Raw genomic sequence first — 24,908 nt, 5'->3', positions numbered from 1 at the left:
AGACAGTGACAACTTCGGAAGCTGCGAAGACCGCCGGCGATTGGCGTGGAGCCGATCTCGGGACCCGCACCGTGTCGTACACCGAGCGCGACGCGATCCTGTACGCACTTGCCGTGGGCGCCAAGGCGACCGAGCTGGACCTCGTCTTCGAGGATCAGCTTCGGGTACTGCCGACCTTTGCTCTGACGCTGGCGCAGTGGGCTCCCGACGCTCTGGGTTCGGCGGGCGCCTTCGACACCTCGACGGCACTGCACGGCTCGCAAGAGCTGAAAGTGCTTGCTCCGCTTCCGCGTAGCGGTGACGTGACCTTGAAGGCTTCGGTCGGCGAGGTGTGGGACAAGGGCGCAGCGGCCGTGTTCGAAGTGAAGGTGGAGTGCGAATACTTCGTCGCGACCTGGTCACTTTTTGCCCCCGGTGCCGGTGGATTCGGCGGAGAACGTGGACCCTCACGTCCGGCGGAGCCGACCGGCGAGCCTTCGTTGACCGGTGTGCTGACCACAGCGGAGAACCAGACGGCGATGTACCGGCTCCTGGGCGACAAGCACCACATCCACATCGATCCCCAGGCTGCGGCGCGGATCAACCAGCCGCGTCCGATCATGCACGGCCTGTGTACGTTGGCCGCCAGCACACTCGAGCTTGCTCGGGTCGCCGGAGTGCATCCGGCTGATCTTGTCAGTCTCGAAGGTCGATTCGCTGCGGCGATCCATCCGGGTGAGGCGCCGTCCATCGTTGCGTGGGGAACTCCCGACGACCTGGCCTTCCAGGTCACCAAGGGTGATCAGGTAGCGATTTCCGGTGCACGAGTGAGCTTCTCCGCTCGCTAGTCCCTCCAGACTCAACTGCGGGGTGCTTGACCCCTCGTCGCGCCCCGCAGTTGTTCACACGAAGAAGCAGCCCCCGAGCGAATCCGCTCAGGGGCTGCTTCGTATTTGTTTCAATCCTGGTGGGTCGCCATGTAGCGAGCCGGGTACTCACCGCCGCCGTGAACGGCGATGTCGGCGCCGTTCACGTACGAGGAGAGCGGGCTCGCCAGGAACAGGCAGGAGTTGGCGATATCGGCCGGCACGGCCATGCGCTCCATCGGAATGGTCCTGGTGACCGCAGCGCCGCCGTCGGCGCCGTAGACCTCGGCGGCAGCCTCGGTACGGATCAGGCCGGTGGTGATGTGGTTGATCCGGACCTTCGGCGCCCATTCGAGGGCCAATGCCTTGGTCAGAACGAGGAGGCCTGCCTTGGCTGCGCTGTACGCCGCGGTTCCGGGCTGCGGGTCGATCGCCGAGACACTGCCGATGTTGATGATGGCACCGCCGTCGTCCTGAGTCTGCATCACTGCATTTGCGGCCTGGGCAACGTTGAAGGGTGCCAACAGGTTCAGGGCCACGATCTTCTCGACGAAGCGGGGTGACACCGTCGCAGCGTCGGCGTCGGGGGAGCCGCCGGCGTTGTTGACCAGGACGTCCAGACGGCCGAAGCGCTCGACGGCATCCTGGACGAGGGCTGCGGCGTCGGCGGGATCGCGGACGTCCGTGGCGCGAAAGGCTGCGCTACGACCGTCGGCGGTGGGTAGGTTTTCGGGCTCGTTACGGCCACAGACCAGCACGTTCGCACCCGCGGCGAGGAAGGTTTCGGCGATGACGTAGCCGATGCCTTTGGTGCCGCCGGTGACGATCACCGAGCGTCCGCTGAAATCGACGGGGTTGGGCAGTGTCACGGTGGAGCCTTCCTGGTGCGGTGCCGAGCTGAATTGCCGCCCAATGTGATTGACGCGACGTGGTCGCACACCTTAGGGTCAAGCAAGTGCTTGGTTGTTTTGTAGGTCGAGTGTAGACGACAAACAGCGGCAGTCACCAGAATCGACCGGTCCCTCCCGCAAAAGGGACCTCTGCGTCGACGGACATTGGAGTAGTCACATGGGCAAGCTCGAAGGCAAAGTTGCACTCATCACCGGTGCGGGTCAGGGAATCGGGCAGGGGATTGCCCTGGCCTTGGCCAAAGAGGGCGCCGTGATCGCCGTTGCCGGCCGCACCGAATCCAAGTTGCACACCACGTGCGGACTACTGGCTGACATCGGTGCGCGCGGTGAGGCGGTGGTCTGCGACGTCAGCAAGAAGGACGACATCACCGACGCCGTGGACCGTACCGTCGAACTGTTCGGCGGAATCGACATCCTGGTCAACAACGCCAACGACTGCAAGCCCGGCCCACTCTTGAGCGTGCTCGACGAAGACTTCGAGCGTTCCTTCGCGACGGGGCCGCTCGCCACCCTGCGCATGATGCAGGCGTCGTACCCCCACATGAACAGTCGTGGCGGTGGCGTCATCATCAACATGGTCACCTCGGCGGCGGTGCGCTGGGATGCCAGTAACTACGGCGCTTACGGTTCCATCAAAGAAGGCATGCGCTCGTTGACCCGCGCTGCCGCCTGCGAATGGGGCAAGGACAACATTCGCGTTCTCAATGTTGCCCCGCACGCCAAGACTCCCGCGTTGCAGTGGTGGATGGAAAAGAATCCCGAAGAGGCAGCGGCATTTGTCGCAGGTATTCCGCTGGGACGCGTCGGAGACCCCGAGACCGACATCGGTCGTGCCGTCGTCTTCCTCGTCAGCGAAGACGCCGGGTACCTCACGGGTGCCACGATCCCGCTCGACGGCGGCCAGTCGCGCTGGGGCTGACCGCCATCGACCCGATCAGGTCATCACGGCGCCGCCGTCGACGGCAATCGTCTGGCCGGTGACGTTGCGAGCCTTGTCACTGAGCAAGAAGGCGACCATCTCGGCGATGTCTCCGGGCGTCTGAGCTCGACCCATCGGAACCATCTGTGCGACAAAAGAATCGAAGACGTCAGCATCGGAAACATCTGTGAGCGAGGGATCGCGTCGACGCAGTTCCTTGATGGTTCGAAGCCACATGTCGGTGAGGATCAGGCCGGGCATGACCGTATTCGAGCGAAGTCCTCGAGTCGCACCGATTCGGGCGACGCTGTGACTCATCTCGATCACGGCGGCCTTCGACGGTCCGTAGTGCGCGAGCATGTCACCGCCCAAGCGGGCACCGATCGACGCGATGTTGACGATCGCTGCCGGACCCTCGGTTCTGCTCACGAATTCGCGGCACATCAGGAAGCTGCCCTTGGTGTTCACCGCAAAGGTGTTGTCCCACTGGTCTTCGGTGATCTCGAGGAACGGAGTGAAGACGCCGATTCCGGCGCCGTTGACGAGTGCAGTCGGGCTTCCGGCCGATGCAGCCACGTCGAAGGCGTTCTTGACGTCACCTTCACGTCGAACATCGCATCGTGCCGTGTGGACTGCTACGCCAAGGCTTTCCAGGCGTGCTGCGGTGTCGGCGAGTGCGGCCTCTTCGATGTCGAGGAGAAGCAGGGTGCCGAAGTCCTCCGCAAGGCGCTCGGCAATAGCGGCGCCCAACCCGGCAGCTGCGCCGGTGACAATGGCTACGGGCGCGCTCACGGCAGGTGCGTTTCGAGCAGTGGGGCAAGCAGTTCGGCTGCGCGCGCCGCAGTGATGACCTCGCTCGGGTCCACCTTGGTCACGACTTTCGAAGCAGAATCTTCGTAGACATGCTCACCGATGAGTCGCCCCTGCTCGTCGTACGGCCAGACAAATGCCAAGGTCCGACGCACGAGATACCAACCGTCGGGGTCGATGTCCGACGACTGTTCGGGGGCTGCGGGGGTGGATCCACCCGATTCGTGCACCGCGCCGAACACCCCGTCTCCCAGAATCGATCCTGGGACGAATTGACTGAAGAGAGTCTCACCCGAGAATCCGCTGTCGGAGACCGCGAAGTCGGACTGTCCGGTCCACATGACAAGGGTGTCCGTCTCGGCGAGTGACTGGTAGAAGTTGGTGACGGCGTCCATGCCGTCGAGGACAATCGACTGCCCGTCTTCGAACAACCGGTAGACGGGTTCTTCGACGGTCATGTCGGGCGAGAGGATTTCCTTGTAACGACCGGAGACCTCGAGCAATGCGTGGCGCCGGTAGTTTCGGAGGATCTTCTGGTGCCGCGGATTGTCGATGGTTTCCAATTGCTTTTCGACGCCATCCATCATGTGGACGAATTCGTGCTCGTACTTGCTCATCACATCTCCTGGTTTCGCGGATTCGGCGGGCTGTCCGGATCTGCGACAACTGTGACCTGACGTGGCATTCGCTGTACATGTAGAACTTCGTTCGACAATTGCCGGTTTGCTTAACTCCGCTGTTCAGATACCGTGATGGTCATCACTTTGCTGGCGAACGGCGGCCTAAGACAACCGAATGGACGGTAATGAAAAAGGCGAGAAGAGGTGAAGATCTGAATCTGCGGTTGGTGTCCTCGTTGCTCGTCGTCGTGGCGGAAGGGCACTTCGGACGAGCGGCAGACCGGTTGTTCGTCACGGCGCCTGCTCTCAGTCAGCAGATTCGTCGACTCGAGGAGCAGGTGGGAGTCGAGTTGATCGATCGCAGTTCGCACCCGGTGGTGCTCACCGCCGCGGGTGAGGTGTTCGTCGCGGATGCACGGCCCGCTCTCGAGTTCGCCGTCCGCGCGATGAACGGGCTCGACGCACTCGAGCGTCGGCGGGCCAGGCGGTTGCGGATCGGATTCATCAACGGGGCGGCCGGAAGTTTGGGACGTGCGGTGATCGATTCGTTGCATGCGGAGGTGGAGCTGGTCCAATTGGACTGGTCCCAACAGGTTTCCGCGGTGGCGAGCGCGACCGTCGATGCCGCCTTCGTGCGCCCTCCACTGCCGGTGCTCGACGGTGTGGTGCTCGAACGGATCGGCGTCGAACCGCGGGTGGTGGCCCTGCCTCGAGGACACCGACTGGCGGGCCGTACGAGCATCGAGATTTCTGAAATAGATGGGACTGTGCAGGTTTCGAGTGACGGTGCGCCACCCGAATGGGTGAAATGGTGGTCGGTGGACCCGCGCCCCAGTGGTGTACCCGTCCGGTACGGTCCCTCTGTCCGCACGATGGACGAAGCGCTCGAGGTTGTCGCCAACGGTCGGGCGGTGGTGATAACGGCAGCAACCATTGCCGAGTACTACACCCGCTCGGATATCAGTTTCGTGCGCATTTCCGATATCGAGCAGTGTTCGATCGATCTGTGTACCCGTGAGGGCGACAGCAGTCCGGCAGTGATCGAGCTACGCAAAGCTGTTTCAGCCCTCGGTGCCGACAGGTGATTGCTGTGTCCTGATGTGATGCGCATGTACTCGGATGAAATACGCATTCTTGCCGTTTTCGTTTTAGTCGCTTAGACTAAAACCATGAAAACGACGCACACTGCACTCGAAACGGTCGAGACGGCAAAGGTTTCGGCTGATGTGTTCGGGGGAGTCCCCAGTGATCTCGACTCCCGCCGCGCTGCAAAGCGTCGTTTTCATCGGCTCGCCTCAGCCATTCATCCGGACCGGGCGAAGCCCGAAGATCGGGTGCGATACTCGGCCGCAACATCTCGATTGAACGAGCTTTACCGCAGTTGGACAGTGGAGTTCGAGCCGGCAGATTCTCGACCCGTTTATGTCGGCGAGCGGGGCGAGTACATGTTGGGTGGACTGGTAGAGCGCGGCTCGGTCGCTAACCTGTACCGGTCCGATGCCGGTGTCGTACTCAAGATTCCGCGAAACCCTCGGGCGAACTCGATGATCGAGGCCGAACGGAATGTGCTGACGGACATCGAGAATTCGTGCGAAGCCGGTTGGGCAGTCTCGTACTTCCCGCGATTGATCGATCGAATCACCCATGTGGGCAGCGGCACGAGACGTCAGATCGATGTGCTGGACGATCTGACCGAAGGTTTTGTGAGTCTCGCCGACGTCCGTGAGGCGTATCCGGGTGGCCTCGATCCACGGGACTGGGCGTGGATGCACCGACGGCTACTTCGGGCTCTGGCAGCAGCACATGCGACTGGTTGGGTGCACACCGCGATTACCGCGGAGAACGTGCTGATCGAGCCTGATCGGCACGGGGTGGTGCTGGTCGGCTGGTCCTTTGGCACCCGTACGGGCAGCCGCCCGGTGGCGACGATCGGTTCCGATCGTGATTCGTACCCACCGGAACTCGGCGAAGGAGCGTCTCCGGCCTGGGACGTCTACATGGCTCATCATTTGATGCTCCGAATGCTGGGCGAGCAGACCCACGAACGGATGAAGGTGTTTGCCGACGGCTGCATGCAGGACAACCCGAGATTGCGTCCCGACGCGGTCGACCTACTGGGTGAGTTCGACGAACTCCTCGATCTTCTCTATGGCCAGCGGACAATTCGTCCGTTCGCCGTTCCATCCACGAAAGGACAGTGATTGTCATGGGCTACGGATACTGGGACGACAACACCTATTTGGCGGGCAAGACTTTTCGTGCCGCACGCGGTGTCGACGATTTCGGTTACACCGATTCGCTTCGGTCGCGTCCGCGAAGCAGTTGGAAAGCGGACCCGACCCTCGACCCCTTCGGCGTCGACAAGCGTGAATGCCGAGACTCGGCCGGGCACCCCGATTCTCTCCCGATAGCAGTGCTTTTCGATGTCACCGGCTCGATGGGCGCTGTTCCGCGAATCATGCAGGACAAGCTCGGAAAGCTGCACGGGCTGCTGCAACGCAAGGGATACGCGGATGATCCGCAGATTCTGTTCGGTGGTATCGGCGACGCCGATTCCGATCAGGTGCCACTACAAGTCGGTCAGTTCGAGTCGGGTAACGCGATGGACGAGCAGCTTCGGACGATCTTCCTCGAGGGCAACGGTGGCGGACAGAAGTCGGAAAGCTATGAATTGGCAGCATATTTCATGGCGCGCCACACCAGTACGGATGCCTGGGAGAAGCGCGGAAGGAAAGGCTACCTCTTCATCATCGGCGACGAGCTGAACAAGCCGCGGCTCTCGGCTCGTCACATCCGTTCGGTGATCGGGGACAAGGTACGTCAGGACGTATCGGTCTCGTCGATCTACCGTGAACTCGAAGAAAGATGGAATGTCTACTTCGTTCTGCCAGATCAGTCGTCGTACTTCAACGATCCGGAAATCGCGGATCACTGGAAGAAGTTGCTCGGTGAACGCTTCGTCAAACTCGACGACCCCGCTGCGGTGTGCGAACTGATCGCGCTGACGGTCGGAATCGGCGAGGACCGCATCGACCTGCGTGACGGACTGGCGGATCTCCGCGACATCGGTTCAAGAGCTGAAGCCGAGACCGTCGGCAAGGCTCTCGCTCTAATTCCAGGGCGCAGCACCGCGACGGTGGCCGGGTTGCCCCACGATCTCGGAACCGATACGGACGATGTCGATTTCGCATAGAAGGAGAGCATGATGGAGCCGTTCGAAGACCGCGATATCGTCGTCGTAGACCTCGGGTTCGGAGATGCGGGGAAGGGAGCAACCGTCGATTGGCTTTGCTCCGACCAAGCCGATTTGGGTGTGGCCGCAGTGGTCCGCTTCAACGGTGGGGCACAGGCAGCGCACAACGTGACGGTCGGCGAGCGCCACCACACGTTTTCGCAGTTCGGTTCGGGAACGCTGTCCGGCGTCCCGACGTTTCTCTCGAGATTCGTGTTGGTCGAGCCCATCGCGCTCGCCCGGGAGGCGCGTGCTCTGGAAGCGCTCGGAGTTCGAAATCCGTTCGATTTGATACGGATCGACGCGCGCGCATTGTTGACGACGCCGATTCACGTGGCCGCCAACAGGGCCCGTGAGGATGCTCGCGGCGGTAACCGACACGGCTCGTGTGGCAAGGGGATCGGTGAGACCGCGGCGTACGCGCTCGAAGTTGCGAATGCGCCTACGGTGGGAGACTGCCGGCGACCTGACTCCTTGCGTCGTAAGTTGTCGGCGTTGGTCACATTCTACGGACCGTTGATCGCGGAGAGTCGCCACGGTTTTCCGCCGATCGACGACATGGTCGACATGTACGCGGAATTCGGTGCCGTCGTGGACATCGCCGACCCGGATGCGCTGGGCGCGTTGGGCGCCGGTGGTCGTCTGGTATTCGAGGGGGCACAAGGTGTCCTTCTCGACGAGTGGCGGGGGTTTCACCCACACACCACATGGTCGACGGTCGAGCCGTCCAACGCGCGAGCGATGATCGACGAGTTGGGCCGGGACAGTTACGTACTCGGCGTCACTCGCACGTACATGACACGACACGGAGCTGGGCCCTTCCCGACGGAGGATCCGGAGCTGGCGAAGGTGTTGCCCGAGCTGCACAACGGGACGGGTGAGTATCAAGGCGGATTCCGGATGGGCCACCTCGACGAGTTGTTGTTGCACTACGCAATCGAGGTGAGCGGTGGCGTCGACGGTTTGGCGCTTACTCATCTCGACGCGATGGATCGCGCGCGGGCTGCAGGCGTCCCGATCCACGGGGTGCACGCGTACGAAGGATTGCCGTTCGTTCCCGTCGGAGAGTGGAAGGATCTCGATCACCAGCAGGCGCTGACAGATTCCTTGAAAGCCGTAGGGGTCGTGCCGAAGGAACTTCCGGCCGACCCGGAGGATTTCGCCCGGTATCTGAGCGAGGAAATGGGTGCGCCGGTAGTGCTGACCGCGAACGGTGCCGACCGGGTCGATCGTCAAGTGCGATACCCAGTGCCTGCATGATGGACGGTGTGGACCAGTCACTTGTCTCGATCGATGTCATCGCGCTCCGGTTCGGCAATCCGGAACCCGGGATGTTGCGATTTGCCGTCACTCCGCGGCAAGCGGAGCCGTACACCGGGCAGTTGGCGCTGCCCGGTGTACTGCTGGGCGCCGGTGAGCGGTTGCAGGACGCCGCCAGGCGAGCCGTGACCACCAAGCTCGGAATTCCCGACGAGAAGATCCTCGTCAGCGGTCAATTGACCGTGTTCGACGAACCCAATCGCGACCCCCGCGGTCCGACGCTCTCGGTGACCATGTGGGCAGTGATCTCGTCGGACGAGGTGCCGGGTTCGGCCGAATGGGTGAGCTGGGACAACCCGGGGGACCTTGCGTTCGACCACAATCGGATAGTCGCCGATACCCGCCCGATCCTTGCTGACACCCTGTTGTGGCGAGATCAGGCATTCACGCGGGCACTACTGGGTCCGTCGTTTCCGGCGTCGTACGCGCTGGCGGTGGCGGAGGAGCTTTCCGGTGTGCGTCCGGACCCGGGCAACTTGAACCGGACGCTCAAAGCGTTGCCAGGGCTGGAACGTACGGACGAACGAGTCCGGGTCAGTGCCACCGGGCGACCCGCGGTGGTCTGGGCGTGGACCGAAAACAGCTGACCTACCTCAGAAGTTGCCCCGCGCGGCCTGCTCACGCTCGATCGCTTCGAACAGGGCTTTGAAGTTTCCCAGTCCGAATCCCAGTGAGCCGTGGCGTTCGATGATCTCGAAGAACACGGTGGGACGATCTCCGATCGGCTTGGTGAAGATCTGAAGAAGATAGCCGTCCTCGTCACGGTCGACGAGGATGCCTCGCTTCTGCAATTCCTCGATCGGAACTCGAACCTCTCCGATACGCGCGCGCAGTTCGGGATCCTCGTAATACGAAGCCGGAGTGGAGAGAAACTCGATTCCTTCGTCGGCCAGAGCGTCGACTGCTCCGAGGATGTCGTTGGTCGCAAGTGCGAGATGCTGAGCGCCGGGACCTTGGTAGAACTCGAGGTACTCGTCGATCTGTGACCGCTTCTTCGCGATGGCAGGTTCGTTGAGTGGGAACTTGACTCGGTGATTGCCGCTCGAGACGACCTTGCTCATCAGCGCGGAGTAGTCGGTGGCTATGTCGCCGCCCACGAACTCGGCCATGTTGGTGAATCCCATGACGCGGTTGTAGAAGTCGACCCACTGGTCCATCTTGCCGAGTTCGACATTGCCGACGACGTGGTCGAGGGCCTGGAAGATTCGCTTGGGCGCGCCGTCACGCTTGCGGTACGACGACGTTCGTTCGACGTATCCGGGAAGGTAAGGGCCGGTGTAGCGGGAACGGTCGACGAGGGTGTGCCGAGTCTCGCCGTACGTCGCGATGCTGGCCAGGCGAACGGTGCCGTGCTCGTCGGTGACGTCGTGCGGTTCGCTCAACACTGTCGCGCCTTGGGTGATGGCGTGTGCGATGCACTTGTCCACGTCAGGGACGCTGAGCGCGATGTCGCGGATGCCGTCGCCGTGACGGCTGTGGTGTTCGATCAGCGGACTTGCTGGATCCACAGCGCCCTTGACGACAAACCGCACGGCCCCGCTTTTGAGTACAAACGCGTGGTGGTCGCGGTTTCCCGTCGACGGGCCTGAATAGGCCACCAATTCCATGCCGAATGCGGACTGGAAGAAATGTGAAGTCTGCGTGGCATTTCCGACGATCCATTCGAGGCCGTCCCAACCGCTCACGGGGAAGGGATCGTGATCGCTGTCGTACTCGACCAAGCCGACCAACTGGCGCAATTGCTCCAGATCCAGGCCGGCCAGCTGTTCGTCGTCGGTGAGAGTCTGTTCGACGGTCATGATGAGTCCCCTCTGAGTGCGATGTACACAGCGCGGTGCTCGAGTTATGTTCGGCACTGCCAGTACAAACAGATAAGTCCTTCAGAGGTTAGGTAGTCAACGGAGGTAGTTGAAAGTAGACACAGCGCCGGAATGCGAAGATTGTGGCACTGTTTTATAAGCAATGTGCATAGTTGAACGACGAGTGGAGCGGACGTGAATCTCGACGCAGTGGATCTGGCTCTGTTGGACGCGATGAACAAGCACCCGAGAGCCGGTGCGTTGGAGCTTTCGCGTCAGGTCAAGGTTGCGCGGGCGACAGTGCAGGCGAGATTGAAAAGGATGGAAGATGCGGGCGTCATCGCCGGATACGCGCCGCACATCAATTTGGCTGCAGCGGGTTTCGGAGTACAAGCATTCGTGACTTTGCAGATCGCCCAGGGGGCGCTCGACACCGTCACCGCGGAACTCGAGGCAATCCCCGGTGTGCTCGAAGCCTTTGCCACCACCGGCTCCGGCGACGTGCTGTGCCGGATTGCCGCTGCGTCGCACGAGGATTTGCAAGCGACGCTGCTCGAACTGAATCGGTCGGGGATAGCCACCCGGTCGACCAGCGTCATGGTTCTCTCGGTTGTGGTGCCGCTCCGGTCGATGCCCCTACTGCAGACTCTGCAGTCGGAGCAGACGACCAAGGCCCCGGCGTACCGACGAGGCGGTCAGTCTCGCTGACGACCCGGAGCCCAGAATCCCAGAACGATCGCGGATACCCACATGATCGCAGCGAGCGTGAGTGCTCCTTGATCCATGCCTTTGATGAAGGCTTCACGGGCGAATTCGGCCAACTGGGCACCCTGCGGTCCGGCTGCTTCGGCGACATGGAGAGCGGCGGCCAGAGAACCGGATACCGGTTCCTTGGCGGATTCGGGCAGCAAGTCGACCGCGGGCTGGACGTGATTGCCATAGCCGGCGGCGAGAATACTTCCCGCCAGTGCAACGCCGATGGCAGAGCCGATCTCACGGGTTGCGTCGTTGACTGCTGAGGCAACCCCCTGTTTGGAGTCCGGTGCGTTGGAGACGATGGCAGCAGTGGCGGGGGTTGTCGACAAACCCAATCCGATAGCGGCTACTACCAAGGGGACACAGACTTCGGCATAGGTCGAACTGGCGTCCAAGCGCGTCAAGAGCGCAATTCCGGTTCCGAGGAAGGCGACTCCGGTTGCGGTGAGGGCGCGTAGACCGATACGCGGAATCAGCAGGGGCGCAACCACGGACAGGGCCATTACCGGCACGGCGATCGGCATGAGGGCGAGTGCCGATTGCAGAGGGGAGTAGTCGAGCACCAGTTGGAGATATTGCACGATCAGGAAGAACAGGCCGAACGTCGCCAGAAATTGCAGGGTCAGCGACGCCGCGCCGCTGCCGAATGCACGATTGGCAAACAGTCTGACGTCCAGAAGTGGGTGGCGAGTGCGTAATTCGACCCAGCTGAAGATTGCTGTCATGGCGATTCCGCCGATCAGCAATGCGAGAACCACCGGATCGAGCCAGCCACGGGCGGGCGCCTCGATCATCCCGAGGACGAACAGGCCGATCGAGCCGGCGATCAGTGCGGTGCCAGGCAGATCGAGGGGAGTTGCCTCAGCGTCCTTCGACGTCACGATCGTGAACGACACCACGAGGATCAGGACGGAGACGACGGCCAGGCTGACGAATATCGAATGCCACGACCATTTTTCGAGGAGCAACCCGGAGACGACAAGTCCGGCGATTGCACCGGACCCTGCGACGCCGGACCAGACTCCGACGGCGCGGGCACGCTGCGCCGGCGGGAAACCTGCAGTGAGTAGAGACAGCGTCGCCGGCATGACAAATGCGGCGCCGACGCCGGAGATCACGCGGGAGACGATGATCCACGACGGTTCGTCCGCGAAGACCGGAATCGACGAGCCGGCAGCAAAAACGAGTAGTCCGAACATGAGCAGTTCTCGTCGACCGTATCGATCGCCGAGTGCGCCCGCCGGCAACAAGAGACAAGCCAGCGTGAGCGTATACCCGTCCACGATCCACGTGAGCTGGCTCTGTGTTGCACCGGTATCGCGGGCCAAGTCGGGAAGGGCCGTGTTGAGCGCGGCCATCGCTGCGACGACCAGCGCGACGGCGCAGCACGCGACCGTCAGCATCCAGATCTGTCGGATGGTCCACGTGGACTGTTCGAGCGTCGTATCGCTACTCACGAAACCTCCCGATAGAAACAAGACCATCAGTATCGTTACAAGAACAGCAGTTCCACAACCCCCAAGTGGGTATAACTGAAGTTGTGACGGTGGGAATCGACAAGCAGGGAATCGAACAGCAGGGAAACGACGAGGACCCGCGCAAACAGCGTTCCAGGTCCAGGTTGCTCGACGCAGCGACCACGCTGCTGGCAGAAGGCGGCGTCGACGCCGTGACGATCGATGCCGTCACCAAGTTGGCCAACGTCGCGCGTGCGACGCTGTATCGCCATTTCGACAGCGGCACGGAGTTACTCGCCGCGGCATTTGCACGTCTACTGCCGCCGGTGCCGGAGATGTCCGGTGAAGGCGATCTCCGCGCGCAGTTGCTCGAGTTGTTGACCAGTCAGGCCAAGGCCATCGAAAGCGCACCGATCCAGGTGACGGCGATGTGCTGGCTCGGCTTGGGGCCGGAACTGAAGGGTTATTCGAGCGTCGATGCCCTGTCCACGGACAAGCCCGAATTGCGATCGCTGCGCCAGACGGTTTTCGAGCAGTACCGACACGCGTTCGATCGGATCCTGCGCTCGCCGGACGCGATCGACGCGTTGGGGGAGTACGACTACGACGTCGCACTTGCTCAGTTGGTCGGACCGTTGGTGCTCACCAAGCTGGCCACGCTGACGCCTCTCGGGGAGGCTGCGTGTGAGCAGATCGTGGACGACTTTCTGGCTGCACGCGGAGTGTCGAGCTGAGAGCTCACGGCTCCAGATTGCGGCGTAGCACGTACTGCTCGAGCCTGTCGATGCCGCGCACTCGTCGCGGACGAAGGTGTCGCAGTTTGAAATTGGCGTCCGAGCCGAGCTGGGTGGCCAGCTCGGAGTCGATCAGCACAGTGCCGGGACGAGCAGAGCTGGTGAGACGCGCGGCCTTGTTGACCACCGAACCGTAGAGATCTCCGAAGCGAACCAACGTCGGCCCCATGGCCAGACCCACCCGAAGCTGCGGATCGTCGTGATCGGCGAGGACCGCCTGCTGGATCTGCAAAGCGATCTCGGCTGCGTGATGAGGACTCTCGGCGGCAAACATGACCTCGTCACCGACGGTCTTGACCACCCAGCCGTAGTTACGACCGATGATTTCGGTGGACGCGGACTCGAACCGCTCGAGCAGATCGTTGAGTTCGGCGGAGTCGAGGCCGCGGGTCAGCGAGGTGTACCCGACGATGTCGGCGAAACCCACGACCAGAACACGACTCGCTACTTCTTCGCCCGGGTTTCCGACGTTGCGTCCCGTCGAGGACGCGACGTGGCGCTTCCAGACGTACGTCTGCAGAGATTCGACAGCGGGAATGATCTCGGCGCCGAGGCGCAGAACGATCTTCCGGATCGCTTCGGGCTCGTGATCTGCCGAGTCGGCGAGCTGGTCGATGATGTGTGTGCTGATCAGCGAGACCTGCCACTCAGCCAACCTCGACATCGACTGCCCCAGTGAACGGGCGGCAGCAACCTCACTGCTCTGCGAGATGACTCCTCGATTGACCATGTCGATGATCGTCTTGAGGGCGTTGGCGTCTTGCTGGGTGAACATGACGGCGTCGGGATCCTCGTCGACGGCAAAGCCCATCGCGACCCACAAACGATCGGCACGCTCGCGTGTCACACCGGCGAATTCCGCGATCTGCGATTGCGTGAAGCAGCGCGGTCCGCCGAGGAGGGACTCCTCGATGTCGGCTTGAATCCGGCTGAGCAGATGAGCATCGACGTCGACCGGATCAGCAGTGTGAGATTCGGCAGCGTGAGATTCAGCAGGGGCGGGTTCGGTGACCTCGTCGATCCACTCTGACTCCGAACTGCTCACCGTGCTCCTTCTTGCCGCAACGAATTTCTGTCCACCATCTTCCACGCGGTGCCCCGAGAACAGTACTGAATTGGCCGAACCGCCTACGGATCCTCGGGCTCAGGCGGGCGGTGAGAGTCAACACGTCGGTGGCTTGTGCAAGAGTTGCCCCGAGAAAAGCACTGTCGATACCGAAATGCACGAGATACTTCTGAAAGGACCTGCGCATGCCACCCCGTAGACGTTCCGGCGCTGCCGCATCAACGCCGGATCACCTCACTGCGGACAATCTGGCAGCGCTCGCCACGGCTGTCGCCGAAGGCAAGCGCGCCACCGTCTATCTGCGCGAGGCGACTCCCAGCTTGGGGATCGAAGCCGGTACCTCGGCGAAAGTCGTGTCGGTGGACGGCAACACCGTGATGATCCGCCCCAAAGGCGTGAACGACGAATTGCCTTTCGAGGCAGAGGAATTGCGCATAAACCGCGTCTCCGCGGCACCGGCCAAACCGGCGCCACGGCCCAAACCAGTTGTGGAGTCCGAGCCCCTGATGGAGCCACTCGTAGAGCCTGTTCGACCGAAGCCGCGTGCGCAGCCTGCACCCGCTCCGGTACCGACTACCACTGCTGCCCCTGCCGCGACACCTCGTCCGGCCGTCAAGCGTGCGAAGAAACTGCCGGCCGGCATCAGCGTCACCATCCATGCGGGCGCGGACAACGACTGGAGCGTGACGGTCACACAGGGCGCCAAGCGTCCGGGCAAAGCAGTTCCGGTCGCACCCGATGCGGTCGAGCGAGCTGTCCGCGAGTTGGGTGAGCCCACCGCAATCGAGGCTGTCGAGTCCATCATCGTCGCTGCACGGGACATGGCTGCAGCGCGAGTCGACGAGTTGAGCCGTCAGCTCGAGGAGGCACGCAAGATGCTCGAGGCGCTCGGAGCTACCGACTAGACACGCTGCGTAGGTCCGCACTTTCCGGGGTATGCGTTTTTTGCAGCGGGGAGATTACCGGCGGAGAGATTGTGATGTTGCAGCGAATTGTTTCGGCTCTGGCAGCGTTGGTCTTGGCACTCGGACTCGGGTTCATCGTCAGCAGCAACGCTGTTGCTGCACCCACGCCCATGGGTGGTGGTTCGGGCATCATCATCGACAATCAGCTGGTCTGTACGTTGACCACTATCGGTCACGACAATGGCGGCAGACTCGTAGGTATCACCGCAGGTCACTGCGGTGGTCCTGGATCGTTCGTGATCCCGGAAAGCAACGAGGACGCAGGCGTGGTCGGCACGTTCGTCGAGTCGAACCCGGACCTGGACTACGGGGTCATCCAGTTCGATCCGGGCAAGGTCACACCAGTTCGAACGGTGGGCGCGGCAACCATCACCTCGATCGGCGCTCCGGCCAGCTTCCCGGCCACAGCCTGCAAGGAAGGCCGTACGACGGGCACGACCTGCGGCGTCGTCTGGGGAGACCTGAGCGCCGACGCATCCACCTGGACTCAGATCTGCGTCGACCACGGTGATTCGGGAGCCCCGGTCACGGTCGGGACGACACTGGTCGCGATGGTCAACGCCTACCTCTGGGTGCCGTGCCTGGGGCCGGAACTCGGCACCAACATGACCTCCATCGTGGACACGATCAATGCCCACGGAGGCGTCGGCGCCGGGTACCGGCCCATCTAGCGGCGAGCTGGGATCAGCCGCAGACCGCTCCACCCGAGGCTGATCCCACGAGCTTGGAGTACTTGGCCAACACACCACGTGTGTAGCGAGGCGGCAACGGCTCCCAGCCCTTCTTGCGGGCTTCCAATTCGGAGTCGTCGACCAACAATTCGAGTTGTCCGGTACCCACGTCGAGCCGGATCTGATCGCCGTCGCGAACGAACGCGATGGGACCGCCGTCAACCGCCTCGGGCGCAACGTGTCCGACACACAGGCCGGTGGTGCCGCCCGAGAATCGTCCGTCTGTCAGCAGCAGGACGTCCTTGCCGAGACCCGCGCCCTTGATCGCGCCCGTGATGGCCAGCATTTCGCGCATCCCGGGACCACCCTTCGGGCCCTCGTAGCGGATGACGACAACGTCACCGCCGGTGATGGTGCCGTCCTCGAGAGCATCCATCGCGGCGCGCTCGCGTTCGAAAACCCGTGCAGTGCCGACGAATACATCAGACTCGAACCCTGCCGACTTGACCACCGCGCCGCCGGGCGCGAGTGACCCCTTCAAGATCGTGATGCCTCCGGTCGGGTGAATGGGCTTGTTCATCGCCCGCAGGACCTTGCCGTCCGGATCGGGCGGGGTGATGTGCGCGAGATTCTCCGCCACGGTCTTACCGGTGACGGTCAGGCAATCTCCGTGCATGAGTCCCGCGTCGAGCAATGCCTTCATTATCACGGGGACGCCGCCGATACGGTCGACGTCCGTCATGACGTGCTTTCCGAAAGGCTTGACGTCGGCGAGGTGCGGGACCTTCGCGCCGACGCGAGCGAAGTCGTCGAGCGTCAGCGGGACGTACGCTTCGTGCGCGATCGCGAGGAGATGGAGCACCGCATTGGTGGATCCGCCGAATGCCATGACTACTGCAATGGCGTTCTCGAACGCTTCCTTGGTGAGGATGTCCCTCGCGGTGATACCTCGACGCAGGAGTTCGACAACGGCTTTGCCGCTCTCGCGGGCGAAGCCGTCGCGGCGACGATCCGGTGCGGGCGGTGAAGCGCTGCCGGGCAGCGACATTCCCATGGCCTCGGCGGCGCTGGCCATCGTGTTTGCCGTGTACATGCCGCCGCACGCGCCTTCGCCCGGGCAGATCGCCCGTTCGATGGTGTCGACGTCGGCGCGGCTCATCAGCCCACGCGAGCAGGCGCCAACCGCCTCGAACGCGTCGATGACGGTGACTTCCCGCTCACTGCCGTCGGAAAGTTTGGCGACGCCGGGGAGGGTGGAGCCGGCGTAGAGGAACACGCTGGCGAGGTCGAGGCGGGCCGCCGCCATCATCATGCCGGGCAACGACTTGTCGCAGCCGGCGAGAAGGACCGATCCGTCGAGACGCTCGGCCTGCATGACGGTCTCGACGCTGTCCGCGATCACTTCACGGGAGACGAGGGAGAAGTGCATGCCCTCGTGCCCCATCGAAATGCCGTCGGAGACGGAGATAGTGCCGAATTCGAGAGGGAACCCGCCGGCTTCCCGTACGCCCTCCTTGACGGCCTTGGCCAGGCGATCGAGGGACAGGTTGCATGGCGTGATTTCGTTCCAGGACGAGGCGACGCCGATCTGCGACTTGACCCAGTCGTCGTCGCCCATTCCTACTGCACGCAACATGCCGCGCGCTGCGGTCTTTTCGAGTCCGTCGGTGACGTCACGACTTCTGGGCTTGATGTCGGGTTCGGTCATTTTCCAAGCATAGGCGTCAGCGGGGTGTGTTTCCGGCAGACGAGCGACTCGACTTGCCGACAAACGCCGTCCGTCGTGAATAGACTCGTCGCATCGCAGTTGGGGCTGAGTGTGCAGGTGATTGACGTACAGGGGGATTCACGTGGAGTCGGAACTGACTTCGGCTTTCGGATTTGCAGTTCTGGCCGCCTTCTTGACCGGTAGTGGTGTCTTCCTGGTCGTTCTGACGGTTCTGCACGAGATTGCCCGGTGGAAGGGCCGCTTCGTATCGGTGTGGGTGACTTTCTTTGCCGCTCTGCTGATACTGCCCATCCTGTTCGGCGCGTTGATCGCAGGTTATTCCGCGTTCTCCGAGGTCGACGGGTCCGAGGCTCTGCTTCCGCCGGCGTTCTGGATCCTGATCGCGGCCGGGGGTGCACTCGGCGGTTACATCGGAGTCAAGGTCGGTGTGGTTCGAGGCTCGGCCCTCGATTACCGGTTGTAATCGGGATCGACTCGATCAAACTTCCAGAGAAGCGAAGGCGAAGCCTGGGTGAACATCCCGAAGCTCTCTTGAACGCCCGTTCAGGTGCGGGTTCACTCCTAGCGTGCACACGAATGCCTTCGATCGAATATCCAGACGTGGCCTGCTGCAGGGATCGGCGGCCCTCGCCGGCGCAGTAGGTCTCGGTGTCGCTTCGGCGAGTCACGCCGGTGCCGAGGTTCCGGGTGGCAGCCCGGGCTTCGCGCACGGCGTGGCATCCGGTGACCCGTTGCCGGATGCGGTGATCATCTGGACCCGCATCACCCCGACGGCAGACGCGACGCCCGGTTCCGGCGTCGGGCCGGCGGTGACTCTCAACTGGCAGGTCGCGACCGATGAGGGGTTCGCGAGCGTCGTTGCGTCCGGAAGTGTTGCTGCTTCGGCGGATTCCGATCACACCGCGAAGGTCGACGTCACCGGACTCGATTCGTCGACGACGTACTGGTACCGATTCACTGCGGGTTCGGCTGTTTCTCCGGTGGGCCGCACCCGCACGGCTCCGTCGAACTCGGCAGATCTCGATCGTCTCCGCTTCGGCGTGGTGTCCTGCTCCAACTGGGAGGCGGGGTATTTCGGTGCCTATCGTCACCTCGCATTCCGCGAAGACCTCGACGCGATCATCCACCTCGGTGACTACATCTACGAGTACGGGCAGGGGGAGTACGGCGCGAGAAACGGATCCGTTCGCCTTCACGAGCCGGCCCACGAGATCATTTCGCTGGCCGACTACCGAATTCGGCACGCGCAGTACAAGACAGACCCGGATCTGGCAGCTCTGCACCTGAAGCTCCCGTTCATCACCACGTGGGACGATCACGAATCGGCCGACAACGCGTACCGGGACGGCGCCGAAAACCACACTCCCGGTGTCGAAGGTGACTGGGCAGATCGAAAGGCCAACTCGGCCAAGGCATATTTCGAGTGGATGCCCGTCCGCCCGTCGGGTAATGGTTCGAGCGTTCAGCTGTATCGTCGGTTCCGCTTCGGGAATCTGGCCGAGATCTCGATGCTCGATCTGCGTACCTACCGCGACGAGCAACCGACCATGAAGCAGGTCGACGATCCGTCGCGCACCATTACCGGACGCGCACAGATGGATTGGTTGACCAACGGAATCGTCACCTCCCCGACGCAGTGGAAGGTCGTCGGCAATCCGGTCATGATCACGCCCTGCGTGTTCCCGCCGCTGGAACCGGCGACCACCGCGGCGTTGACCGAACTGGTGGGTGTGCCGCAGGCCGGTGTCCCGTACAACACGGATCAGTGGGACGGGTACACCGCCGACCGCACCAGGCTTTTCGACGCGATCACCTCGAACGGTGTGGACAACACCGTCTTCATCACCGGTGACATCCACACGTCATGGGCCTGCGACCTACCGACCAACGCCGCCAACTATCCGGGTGGGCCGACCGTCGGCGCCGAGTTCGTCGTCCCGTCGGTGACGTCGCCCAATATCGACGACATGCTGAAAGTGCCACCGCGCACGGTAACCGTTGCGGCAGAAGAAGCATTCAAGGCCGTGAACCGACACGTGCGGTACGTCGAACTGGATTCGCACGGCTACGGCGTATTCGAAATCGCCCGCGAAGGTACTCAGATGGACTGGTACTACGTCGACGATCTCACCAATCCGCAGAGCAATGCGCACTACGCCGTGAGCTACCGTCTTCCGGCAGGCGCGGGCAGTAGAGTCTCACCCACCTCGGCCGCCCTCGATCAGGCCTCGTACCGACCAGGAGTCGACCAGTGAGTATCGAAGTTTCGCGTCGTAGCGTTCTGATCGGCGGAAGTGTTGTCGCCGGAACGGCATTGCTCGGAACGCCCGCTCGCGCGAGTGTTCCCACCAGCGCCGGAATCCCAGACCTGGACGTGCATGTCATAGTCGTAGACGGCATGCGGCCGGACGAGCTGCGATCGGAGCTCACCCCGACGCTGACCGGGCTTGCGGCCGGCGGTATCCACTACCCGGACGCCAGTGCCATCACGATCGCAGAGACGCTGCCGAACCACACGGCGATGATGACGGGAGTGCTGCCGGCGCGTTCGGGTGTACCCGCCAACTCCGTCTACGATCCGTCCATCGACAAGAAGCGGGACCTCGATCGGCCTTCCGACCTGCAGGCATCGACGGTTCTGGATCGGGTACGCACCGAACTCGGATTGACCACTGCGAGTGTGCTGTCGAAGCGCTACCTTCACGGGCTGTTCGGTGACCGCGCCTCACTGGTGTGGGATCCGCAGCCGCTCGTTCCCGGTACCGAGCATGCGCCGGACAACTTCACGATCGACGCCTTGATCCGTATCGTCGGCGGGAACTCGCCGCGGCTGTCATTCACCAACCTCGGTGACGTCGATCGGGTCGGGCACCTGGATCTGTCCGGTCCGTCCATCCGGATCGCTCGCACGGCTGCACTTCAGAACACCGACAACCAGGTTCGCCGCTTCGTCGACTTCCTTCATGACACGGGTCGCTGGAATCGGAGCATTCTGATCGTGTTGGCCGACCACTCGATGGACTGGTCGGAGCCCGCGCGGCTCATCGGCTTGGATCGACCGCTGAACGCGGACCCATTGCTGGCAGGCAAGATTCGAATCGCCCAGAACGGTGGCGCAGACCTGATCTACTTCGTCGGACCCGATGGCGAACGGGCGGAAGCCGTCAGCCGGATTCAGCAGATCGTGGATGGTGTGGACGGCGTCGAATCCAGCCACCTCCCCGCCGAATTCGATCTCGGCACCAATGCCGGTGACGTCGTTGCGTTTTGCGCTCAGGGCTGGCGGTTCAGTGATCCGACTCCACTGTCCAACCCGATTCCCGGCAACCACGGCCACTTCGTGACACTGCCCATTCCGTTCTTCCTCAGCGGCGGACATCCCGCTCTGGACGGTGGACGGAAGATCGACACGCAGGCTCGCACGATCGACGTCGCGCCGACGGTTGCGGCTCTGCTCGGCCTCGGTGCACCTGCCGGCGGCTGGGACGGCGTCGCTCGCACGACGGGTGTGTCGCTGAACGTCTAACGAGGATCGCGACCGGTCAGGGCAATCAGCTTGTCCTGCAACGACGCATCGTCAGGAAGATCGACGGGAGCGGAGAACAGACCGCTCTCGGCGAGCATGTCGCGCTGCCCGTCGAGGTCGGACCAGACGGCCTCGACGAGGTCTGGATCGAGCCGCTCGTCTGCTCCGACCGCTCGCGCAAGGTCCCAGGTGTGGATCGTGACGTCCGAGGTCTGCTGGCGCAGATAGGGTTCCACCTTCACCGTGCCGTACGAGAGGTGAACGTGGGCACTGAGGTCCGTCGATTTCCACGCTTTGATTGCGGCATCGGAGTACTTCTGCCATTCGGTCCACAGGTCGTCCCCGACGGGAACGATGTCCGGTGTCGCCTCGCCGACCGTCAGTCCGGCCAGGAGCGGCGGTACCCACTGCTGCTCCTCGATGACGTGGCGGACGAGGTGTTCGACGTGCCAGTCGGAGTCGGGCGTGGGTGCGTTCCAGTCCTCGACCGCAGCGAGTCGTGAACCGAATTCGCGGTGGGCGGTGAGTACGAGTTCGAGCCAATCGAATGCCATCACTCGAGGGTAACCCGATCAGCGTGACGTTAATCGGTGCGTGAGGCTTCGATTCGGTGAAGACTGTCGAGGTTGTCGCTTAGTCGAGTCGAGGAGTTTTCATGACCGTCCCCACCGTCACTCTGGCCGAAGGTCTCACCGTCAGTGCCCAGGGATACGGCGCGATGTCCGTCGCCCCGGTCTACGGCCCGGTGGATCCGGCCGAGGCGCTCGCCACGCTGCACCATGCGGTGGACATCGGGATCACGTTCATCGACACCGCCAACGTGTACGGCGAGGGCTCGAGCGAGCGTGCGGTGGGAGAGCTTCTCAAAGACCGCCGGGACGAAGTGCAGTTGGCGACCAAGTTCGGTCTGGTCGGCAACATCGCCAACGGTCAGCGCGGGATCAACGGAGACCCGGCTTACGTGCCGCGGGCACTCGACGAGTCTCTGGGACGACTCGGCGTCGATCATGTCGACCTCTACTACTTGCACCGGGTCGACCCGAACGTGCCGATCGAAGACACCGTCGGCGCGATCGCAGAGCAGGTGAAGGCGGGCAAGGTCCGCAACATCGGCCTGTCCGAGGCGACCGGCGATGAACTGCGTCGTGCGTACGGGGTACATCCGATCGCGGCGATCCAGTCGGAATGGAGCATCTGGAGTCGGGACGTCGAGAACAAGGTAGTACCCACCGCCGCGGAACTCGGAGTCGGATTCGTGCCCTTCTCACCTGTGGGCCGAGGCTTCCTGGCGGGATCGTTCGATGCGGAGGCGCTCGGTGACAACGACCTACGCCGACGCTTCCCCCGCTTCTCGGACTCCGCGCTCCCCGCTAATCAGAAGGTTCTCGACGTGGTCCGCGCCGTCGGTGAGGAGCTCGGCGCGACGCCTGCACAGGTTTCCCTGGCATGGCTCGATGCCAAGGGCCGCCGGTACGGGTTGCCTTCCGTTTCGATTCCCGGCACTCGGTTCGCTGCACGAGTCACCGAAAACGCCGGAGCGTTGGACATCGTTCTGAGCGCAGACCAGATCGCTCGCCTCGACTCCCTCGCCGCGATCACCGAAGGCTTCCGTTCGGCCGATCTGAATTGGGTGTCTCAGGGCCGCGAATAATCATGTCCTGAGCCTTGCGAAAGACAGGAGTAACATACAGACCCGATGAAAAAAGTGTGGTTGGTCTGGGGTGTCGGTGTTTTTGCCTACGTGATCGCCGTGCTTCACCGCACTTCGTTCGGCGTCTCGGGTCTGTCTGCTGCTGATCGGTTCTCGATCTCGCCCAGCGTTCTGTCGAGCTTCGTCGTGCTGCAGATCGTCGTGTACGCCGGTATGCAGATTCCGGCGGGAGTCCTCCTCGACCGCTACGGTTCGCGGATCATGATCGCAGTCGGTGCGTTCATCATGATGTCCGCGCAATTGGCACTCGCCTTCACCGAATCGCTGCCCGTTGCGATCGGTGCACGTATCGCCGTCGGCGCCGGCGACGCACTCACCTTCATCTCGGTGCTGCGGTTGGTACCGCAGTGGTTCCCGCCCCGGCAGGTGCCGCTGGTCTCGCAGTTCACGGGCATCCTCGGTCAGCTGGGCCAGGTGATGTCTGCGCTTCCGTTCATGTTGCTGTTGTCCGGACCGGGCTGGACTTTTGCCTACGGCAGCGCTGCTGCTGTCGGACTGTTGGCGTTTGCGCTGGCGTTGAGTGTCATCCGCGACGCGCCTCCCGGTGCCGACGTGGTCGCCGTGCCGGCCGGCGCCAAGGAGATCGGGCGACAGATCAAGACTGTGTGGATGCGGCCCGGCACCCGACTCGGGTTCTTCAGCCACATGGGGACTCAGTTCTCGATCACGACGTTCGCGCTGCTGTGGGGTGTGCCGTACCTGAAATCGGCTCAAGGCCTCGACTCCACGACGGTCGGCTCGCTGCTGACGCTGTCAGTCATCTCGGCAATCGTGGCAGGCCCGATCCTCGGTATTCTCACCGGTCGCTATCCCATGCGTCGATCGTGGTTGGTTCTCACCATCATGGTGGCCAGCGCGCTCATGTGGACGATCGTGCTTTCGCGTAGTGAACCGTCTCCGCTCTGGTTGTTGACGATCCTGGTGGTCGTCATCTCGGTGGGTGGACCGGGTTCGGTGATCGGCTTCGACTACGCGCGCACATCCAATCCGAGTTCGGCGATGGGCACCGCCCAGGGCATGGTCAACATCGGGGGATTCCTCGCTTCCCTCATCGTGATTCAAGTGATGGGCGTCATCCTCGGGCACATGGGCGGGTACACGTTCGACGGATTCCGCGTCGCCTGGATGGTGCAATATCCGGTCTGGGTTCTCGGCATCGTCGGCGTGCTCGTCACCCGAGGCAAAGCCCGGCGCGCCCTCGCAGCAGAAGGCGTACACGTACGGCCGATTCGCGAAGTCATTCGTCGCAACAAATAACTCGATCGCATCGGGTAATTCATCCCCTGCGGGTGAGGTTCCCAAGCGTCCGAGCCACCAGGCTTGATGGATGAACGACGCAATGAACATCGGACCGGTCGAGCTCGTGGTGCTGGCATTCCCAGGTTCAACTGTGGATCCTGAAGCTGTCGCCGCGCTGCAGAACGTGGTGGAACGAGGTTTTGTCACTCTGCTCGACCTCGTGTACATCGCCAAGGACGCGGACGGACAGGTGTCGCAGATCGACGTCGACGAAGATCTCACCGACATCGGACTGGCGATTCTGTCCATCGAAGCCAAGGCATTGATCAGTGACGAGGACCTGGACGTGGTCCGTGAGTCACTCGAACCAGGAACGTCAGCCGCAGTCATCGTCTACGAGCAGACGTGGGCGCGTGAGCTCGCGTCGACGGTTCGCGGTGGCGGCGGCGACGTAGTCCTTCACGTTCAGATACCGCGCGAGGTAGTCGTCGCAGCGGTCGAAGCAGCATTTCAGTAGCGACAATTACCCAAGGAGTTC

General features: G+C 62.7%; 25 protein-coding genes. 17 read left to right on the top strand and 8 right to left on the bottom strand.

The window, feature by feature from the left end:
* Positions 1–5 precede the first annotated feature (5 nt).
* Positions 6–827 (top strand): MaoC/PaaZ C-terminal domain-containing protein, encoded by an 822-nt coding sequence (locus ACBG85_RS24080; RefSeq protein ID WP_007732645.1) that lies wholly within the window; start codon positions 6–8, stop codon positions 825–827.
* Positions 828–937: 110 nt separating this feature from the next.
* Here ACBG85_RS24080 and ACBG85_RS24075 read toward each other — a convergent pair whose 3' ends face one another.
* Complete coding sequence (locus ACBG85_RS24075; protein WP_003940546.1) at positions 938–1,714, bottom strand: SDR family oxidoreductase; 777 nt, start codon at positions 1,712–1,714, stop codon at positions 938–940.
* Positions 1,715–1,913: 199 nt separating this feature from the next.
* Between ACBG85_RS24075 and ACBG85_RS24070 the strand changes: the two genes are divergently transcribed.
* Positions 1,914–2,675 (top strand): SDR family NAD(P)-dependent oxidoreductase, encoded by a 762-nt coding sequence (locus ACBG85_RS24070; protein ID WP_081558427.1) that lies wholly within the window; start codon positions 1,914–1,916, stop codon positions 2,673–2,675.
* A 15-nt stretch (positions 2,676–2,690) separates the two neighbouring features.
* Here the strand turns inward: ACBG85_RS24070 and ACBG85_RS24065 are convergent, their stop codons facing one another.
* Together ACBG85_RS24065 and ACBG85_RS24060 are read right to left on the bottom strand one after the other, a co-directional pair.
* Entirely contained in the window at positions 2,691–3,467 is a 777-nt protein-coding gene (locus ACBG85_RS24065) for an SDR family NAD(P)-dependent oxidoreductase (protein WP_007732641.1), read from the bottom strand.
* Positions 3,464–4,102, bottom strand: coding sequence for a hypothetical protein (locus tag ACBG85_RS24060; RefSeq protein WP_007732640.1), 639 nt, complete (start codon positions 4,100–4,102; stop codon positions 3,464–3,466). Before ACBG85_RS24060 ends, ACBG85_RS24065 begins: the two co-directional genes overlap by 4 nt.
* 188 nt (positions 4,103–4,290) lie before the next feature.
* On the opposite strand from ACBG85_RS24060, the gene ACBG85_RS24055 reads away from it, so the two are divergent.
* The 5 genes from ACBG85_RS24055 to ACBG85_RS24035 all read left to right on the top strand — a co-directional run bounded on the left by ACBG85_RS24055 (position 4,291) and on the right by ACBG85_RS24035 (position 9,244).
* Positions 4,291–5,190 carry a LysR family transcriptional regulator gene (locus ACBG85_RS24055; protein ID WP_065455831.1) on the top strand — a complete coding sequence of 300 codons (900 nt, stop codon included), beginning with the start codon at positions 4,291–4,293 and terminating at the stop codon, positions 5,188–5,190.
* Positions 5,191–5,274: 84 nt separating this feature from the next.
* On the top strand, positions 5,275–6,306 hold the full coding sequence (locus tag ACBG85_RS24050; protein WP_372025147.1) for a hypothetical protein: 1,032 nt from the start codon (positions 5,275–5,277) through the stop codon (positions 6,304–6,306).
* A gap of 5 nt (positions 6,307–6,311) precedes the next feature.
* Entirely contained in the window at positions 6,312–7,298 is a 987-nt protein-coding gene (locus ACBG85_RS24045; protein ID WP_030537005.1) for a hypothetical protein, read from the top strand.
* 9 nt (positions 7,299–7,307) lie between these two features.
* Positions 7,308–8,597, top strand: coding sequence for an adenylosuccinate synthetase (locus tag ACBG85_RS24040; RefSeq protein ID WP_372025145.1), 1,290 nt, complete (start codon positions 7,308–7,310; stop codon positions 8,595–8,597).
* Positions 8,594–9,244, top strand: coding sequence for an NUDIX domain-containing protein (locus ACBG85_RS24035; protein WP_020909123.1), 651 nt, complete (start codon positions 8,594–8,596; stop codon positions 9,242–9,244). The genes ACBG85_RS24040 and ACBG85_RS24035 overlap by 4 nt, the downstream gene beginning before the upstream one ends.
* Before the next feature lie 6 nt (positions 9,245–9,250).
* Here ACBG85_RS24035 and hppD read toward each other — a convergent pair whose 3' ends face one another.
* Entirely contained in the window at positions 9,251–10,456 is a 1,206-nt protein-coding gene (gene hppD, locus ACBG85_RS24030; protein ID WP_047270743.1) for a 4-hydroxyphenylpyruvate dioxygenase, read from the bottom strand.
* A 195-nt stretch (positions 10,457–10,651) separates the two neighbouring features.
* On the opposite strand from hppD, the gene ACBG85_RS24025 reads away from it, so the two are divergent.
* Positions 10,652–11,164: an Lrp/AsnC family transcriptional regulator gene (locus ACBG85_RS24025; RefSeq protein ID WP_003939810.1), complete on the top strand. Its 513-nt coding sequence runs from the start codon at positions 10,652–10,654 to the stop codon at positions 11,162–11,164.
* On the opposite strand, the gene ACBG85_RS24020 is transcribed toward ACBG85_RS24025, so the two are convergent.
* Positions 11,152–12,696: an MFS transporter gene (locus ACBG85_RS24020; protein WP_372025143.1), complete on the bottom strand. Its 1,545-nt coding sequence runs from the start codon at positions 12,694–12,696 to the stop codon at positions 11,152–11,154. The two genes, ACBG85_RS24025 and ACBG85_RS24020, sit on opposite strands and share 13 nt — an antisense overlap.
* Before the next feature lie 56 nt (positions 12,697–12,752).
* Between ACBG85_RS24020 and ACBG85_RS24015 the strand changes: the two genes are divergently transcribed.
* Positions 12,753–13,403, top strand: a complete 651-nt coding sequence (locus tag ACBG85_RS24015) for a TetR/AcrR family transcriptional regulator (RefSeq protein WP_030537009.1) — start codon at positions 12,753–12,755, stop codon at positions 13,401–13,403.
* A 4-nt stretch (positions 13,404–13,407) separates the two neighbouring features.
* Here the strand turns inward: ACBG85_RS24015 and ACBG85_RS24010 are convergent, their stop codons facing one another.
* Positions 13,408–14,508 carry an adenylate/guanylate cyclase domain-containing protein gene (locus tag ACBG85_RS24010; protein ID WP_372025141.1) on the bottom strand — a complete coding sequence of 367 codons (1,101 nt, stop codon included), beginning with the start codon at positions 14,506–14,508 and terminating at the stop codon, positions 13,408–13,410.
* 206 nt (positions 14,509–14,714) lie between these two features.
* Between ACBG85_RS24010 and ACBG85_RS24005 the strand changes: the two genes are divergently transcribed.
* Positions 14,715–15,434, top strand: a complete 720-nt coding sequence (locus ACBG85_RS24005) for a DUF6319 family protein (protein WP_003940205.1) — start codon at positions 14,715–14,717, stop codon at positions 15,432–15,434.
* Between the two features lie 74 nt (positions 15,435–15,508).
* Positions 15,509–16,165: a S1 family peptidase gene (locus tag ACBG85_RS24000; protein WP_007732621.1), complete on the top strand. Its 657-nt coding sequence runs from the start codon at positions 15,509–15,511 to the stop codon at positions 16,163–16,165.
* A 13-nt stretch (positions 16,166–16,178) separates the two neighbouring features.
* Here the strand turns inward: ACBG85_RS24000 and ilvD are convergent, their stop codons facing one another.
* The gene (gene ilvD / locus ACBG85_RS23995) at positions 16,179–17,873 is read right to left on the bottom strand and encodes a dihydroxy-acid dehydratase (protein ID WP_003940201.1); all 1,695 of its coding nucleotides are present in this window, start codon (positions 17,871–17,873) and stop codon (positions 16,179–16,181) included.
* A 142-nt stretch (positions 17,874–18,015) separates the two neighbouring features.
* Here ilvD and ACBG85_RS23990 point away from each other — a divergent pair, with 142 nt between their 5' ends.
* The 3 genes from ACBG85_RS23990 to ACBG85_RS23980 all read left to right on the top strand — a co-directional run bounded on the left by ACBG85_RS23990 (position 18,016) and on the right by ACBG85_RS23980 (position 21,420).
* Positions 18,016–18,357 carry a hypothetical protein gene (locus ACBG85_RS23990; protein WP_003940142.1) on the top strand — a complete coding sequence of 114 codons (342 nt, stop codon included), beginning with the start codon at positions 18,016–18,018 and terminating at the stop codon, positions 18,355–18,357.
* Between the two features lie 103 nt (positions 18,358–18,460).
* Entirely contained in the window at positions 18,461–20,149 is a 1,689-nt protein-coding gene (locus ACBG85_RS23985; protein ID WP_064074308.1) for an alkaline phosphatase, read from the top strand.
* The gene (locus ACBG85_RS23980) at positions 20,146–21,420 is read left to right on the top strand and encodes an alkaline phosphatase family protein (RefSeq protein ID WP_047270749.1); all 1,275 of its coding nucleotides are present in this window, start codon (positions 20,146–20,148) and stop codon (positions 21,418–21,420) included. Before ACBG85_RS23985 ends, ACBG85_RS23980 begins: the two co-directional genes overlap by 4 nt.
* Here the strand turns inward: ACBG85_RS23980 and ACBG85_RS23975 are convergent.
* Positions 21,417–21,974, bottom strand: a complete 558-nt coding sequence (locus ACBG85_RS23975) for a TIGR03086 family metal-binding protein (RefSeq protein ID WP_020970773.1) — start codon at positions 21,972–21,974, stop codon at positions 21,417–21,419. The two genes, ACBG85_RS23980 and ACBG85_RS23975, sit on opposite strands and share 4 nt — an antisense overlap.
* A 101-nt stretch (positions 21,975–22,075) precedes the next feature.
* Between ACBG85_RS23975 and ACBG85_RS23970 the strand changes: the two genes are divergently transcribed.
* The 3 genes from ACBG85_RS23970 to ACBG85_RS23960 all read left to right on the top strand — a co-directional run bounded on the left by ACBG85_RS23970 (position 22,076) and on the right by ACBG85_RS23960 (position 24,887).
* Entirely contained in the window at positions 22,076–23,071 is a 996-nt protein-coding gene (locus ACBG85_RS23970; protein WP_372025139.1) for an aldo/keto reductase, read from the top strand.
* A gap of 45 nt (positions 23,072–23,116) precedes the next feature.
* Positions 23,117–24,388, top strand: coding sequence for a nitrate/nitrite transporter (locus ACBG85_RS23965; protein ID WP_019745275.1), 1,272 nt, complete (start codon positions 23,117–23,119; stop codon positions 24,386–24,388).
* Positions 24,389–24,458: 70 nt separating this feature from the next.
* Positions 24,459–24,887, top strand: coding sequence for a DUF6325 family protein (locus ACBG85_RS23960; protein WP_007732604.1), 429 nt, complete (start codon positions 24,459–24,461; stop codon positions 24,885–24,887).
* The last annotated feature ends 21 nt before the right edge of the window (positions 24,888–24,908 follow it).

The organism is Rhodococcus sp. NyZ502, assembly GCF_041464245.1.
GTDB lineage: Bacteria > Actinomycetota > Actinomycetes > Mycobacteriales > Mycobacteriaceae > Rhodococcus_F > Rhodococcus_F qingshengii.
This window is presented reverse-complemented; position numbering and strand designations above follow the sequence as displayed.

Coding starts and splice junctions, on each gene's coding strand:
- ACBG85_RS24035 (WP_020909123.1), top strand. CDS start 8,594: ATGATGGACGGTGTGGACCAGTCACTTGTCTCGATCGATGTCATCGCG.
- ACBG85_RS23975 (WP_020970773.1), bottom strand. CDS start 21,974: ATGGCATTCGATTGGCTCGAACTCGTACTCACCGCCCACCGCGAATTC.
- ACBG85_RS23960 (WP_007732604.1), top strand. CDS start 24,459: ATGAACGACGCAATGAACATCGGACCGGTCGAGCTCGTGGTGCTGGCA.
- ACBG85_RS23970 (WP_372025139.1), top strand. CDS start 22,076: ATGACCGTCCCCACCGTCACTCTGGCCGAAGGTCTCACCGTCAGTGCC.
- hppD (WP_047270743.1), bottom strand. CDS start 10,456: ATGACCGTCGAACAGACTCTCACCGACGACGAACAGCTGGCCGGCCTG.
- ACBG85_RS24000 (WP_007732621.1), top strand. CDS start 15,509: ATGTTGCAGCGAATTGTTTCGGCTCTGGCAGCGTTGGTCTTGGCACTC.
- ACBG85_RS24055 (WP_065455831.1), top strand. CDS start 4,291: ATGAAAAAGGCGAGAAGAGGTGAAGATCTGAATCTGCGGTTGGTGTCC.
- ACBG85_RS24005 (WP_003940205.1), top strand. CDS start 14,715: ATGCCACCCCGTAGACGTTCCGGCGCTGCCGCATCAACGCCGGATCAC.
- ACBG85_RS24040 (WP_372025145.1), top strand. CDS start 7,308: ATGATGGAGCCGTTCGAAGACCGCGATATCGTCGTCGTAGACCTCGGG.
- ilvD (WP_003940201.1), bottom strand. CDS start 17,873: ATGACCGAACCCGACATCAAGCCCAGAAGTCGTGACGTCACCGACGGA.
- ACBG85_RS24070 (WP_081558427.1), top strand. CDS start 1,914: ATGGGCAAGCTCGAAGGCAAAGTTGCACTCATCACCGGTGCGGGTCAG.
- ACBG85_RS23965 (WP_019745275.1), top strand. CDS start 23,117: ATGAAAAAAGTGTGGTTGGTCTGGGGTGTCGGTGTTTTTGCCTACGTG.
- ACBG85_RS24060 (WP_007732640.1), bottom strand. CDS start 4,102: ATGAGCAAGTACGAGCACGAATTCGTCCACATGATGGATGGCGTCGAA.
- ACBG85_RS24020 (WP_372025143.1), bottom strand. CDS start 12,696: ATGGTCTTGTTTCTATCGGGAGGTTTCGTGAGTAGCGATACGACGCTC.
- ACBG85_RS24050 (WP_372025147.1), top strand. CDS start 5,275: ATGAAAACGACGCACACTGCACTCGAAACGGTCGAGACGGCAAAGGTT.
- ACBG85_RS24045 (WP_030537005.1), top strand. CDS start 6,312: ATGGGCTACGGATACTGGGACGACAACACCTATTTGGCGGGCAAGACT.